The following is a 1,882-nucleotide window of genomic DNA, read 5'->3' on the forward strand; positions in this document are numbered from 1 at the left end:
GCCTCCATCTGGGTCGCGGCCTGCGCCACCCGCTCGTCGGCGGCCTCCTGGGCGGCCGACTGCACCGCCGGACGCAGCAGGCCGAACCAGAGCGCGAGCAGGAGCAGCAGCAACGCCAACAGCAGCGCCAACAGTTTGAGCAGCCACCCGGAGAGGACGGGCTGCTGCACCAGGGTGCCGTCCAGGGTGATCGCCCGACCGTCCCGGTCGGTCAGCAGGGCCCGGAACGGCAGGTGACGGGGCGTGCCGCGCCAGAGCAACCGCTTCGCCCGTACCCGGAGTGCGGCCTCGAACTGCTCGCCCGCCGCCAGGACCATCGCCGTCGGGCGGGCCGCGAAGTGCAGTTGCTCCGCCCCGTCGGTCGCCGCGACGGTCAACTCCTCCCCGATGTTGCCGCCGTTGAGCACGGCGAGGCGGTAGCGGGCACCGAGCCGGGCCCGCCGCACCTGCGGCCGGAGTTCGGCGGCCACCTCGGAGAAGGGCGCGATGGTCAGCAGACCTTCCTCGACCGTCGCGGTCTCCGGCGCCTCGGACGGGACCACCCGTACGCCGTAGGGCAGGTCCCCGGCGCGGACCTCGGAGGACCGGGGCGGGCGCACGGTGAGCACGACGGTCTCGCTGGCGCCGGGATAGAGGGAGACCCGGGGCGGATCGAACGTCGCCCACGCGTCGGGCACGCCGACGATGGTGAGGTCGTACGCTTCGACGACGTCACCCGAGTTGCGGATCGTCACCGGGATGTCGACGCTTTCTCCCGGTACGACCACCGTCGGGGTGTCCACCAGGCCCAACGAGACGCTCATGTCCGCCCACGGTAGGCGGGCGTCGACGCCTGCCTACCGTCCGGCGGGGAACCGGCACGGGCAGAACGGTTGCCCGTTAGGTCCACGTTAGGTGCACGCGAAGTCACACCGACCATGCTCTGCGTACCGGCGTGGCACCCGCTGCGCCGCGCCGTCCGGGCCGGACCACCGGGACCGGGTGTCGAGGTGTGGGGGAGGCTGGAGATGCAGCGTGTCACGGTGAGCGTCCACGCGGAGGACCCGATCTCGCGGTCGGGGGTGGAGAGCCAACTGCGTGCCCGACCGGACCTGTGGGTGATCGAGCCGGGCCGGGAGACGCCCGAGAGCGTCTCGCTGGTGGTCGTCGACGTGCTCGACGAGTCGGCCATCCGGCTGCTGCGCCGCCTGCACCGCACCGGCCCGGCCAAACTGGTGCTGGTGCCGGCCCGGATCGACGACGCCGGCCTGTCCCAGGCGGTGGAGCACGGCGTGGTGGGGCTGGTCCGCCGCACCGAGGCGAGCGCCGAACGGCTCAGCCACATCGTGCTGGCCGTGGCCCGTGGTGAGGGTGCGCTCCCGGCGGACCTGCTGGGTCGGCTGATGGCCCAGATGGGGCGGTTGCAGCGCCAGGTCCTCGAACCGCGCGGGCTCACCCTGCTCGGGCTGAGCACCCGCGAGGTGGACGTGCTGCGGCTCGTCGCGGACGGGCTCGACACCCGGGAGATCGCCGGCAAGCTGTCGTACTCGGAGCGGACCGTGAAGAACGTCCTGCACGACGTCACCAGTCGGCTGCAACTGCGCAACCGGGCGCACGCCGTGGCGTACGCGCTGCGCAACGGCCTGATCTAGGACGTGGTTGCCTCAACGGGCGGGCCCCGCTGCCCCCTCGGGTGCCCCACCGGTCGAGGCGGCCGGCCGCCGGGGCACCGCAGGATGGCGGTGGCCATCCCGTACGACGTCCGCCTCGCGAGGTCCACGTGCGACGCATGATCGGAATCCCTGTCGTCCTGGCCGTGCTGCTCGTCGCCGCGCCGCCACCCGGCACAGGGGTCGCCGTCGCCGCGCCCGCGCCGGCCCCGCCCACGCCACCCGCTCCTGCC

2 protein-coding genes are annotated in these 1,882 nt (G+C 73.5%); one reads left to right on the forward strand and one right to left on the reverse strand.

Features of this window, described 5'->3' with window-relative positions; all coding sequences use genetic code 11:
• Window positions 1-803 (reverse strand): hypothetical protein (locus EYA84_RS31360; RefSeq protein ID WP_201272545.1); only part of this gene is annotated, 803 nt, incomplete at its 3' end.
• 219 nt (window positions 804-1,022) lie between these two features.
• On the opposite strand from EYA84_RS31360, the gene EYA84_RS31365 reads away from it, so the two are divergent.
• The gene (locus EYA84_RS31365; RefSeq protein ID WP_217705967.1) at window positions 1,023-1,631 is read left to right on the forward strand and encodes a response regulator transcription factor; all 609 of its coding nucleotides are present in this window, start codon (window positions 1,023-1,025) and stop codon (window positions 1,629-1,631) included.
• Window positions 1,632-1,882 lie beyond the last annotated feature (251 nt).

The sequence above is a fragment of the Verrucosispora sp. SN26_14.1 genome, from assembly GCF_004307965.1.
Taxonomy (GTDB): Bacteria; Actinomycetota; Actinomycetes; order Mycobacteriales; family Micromonosporaceae; genus Micromonospora.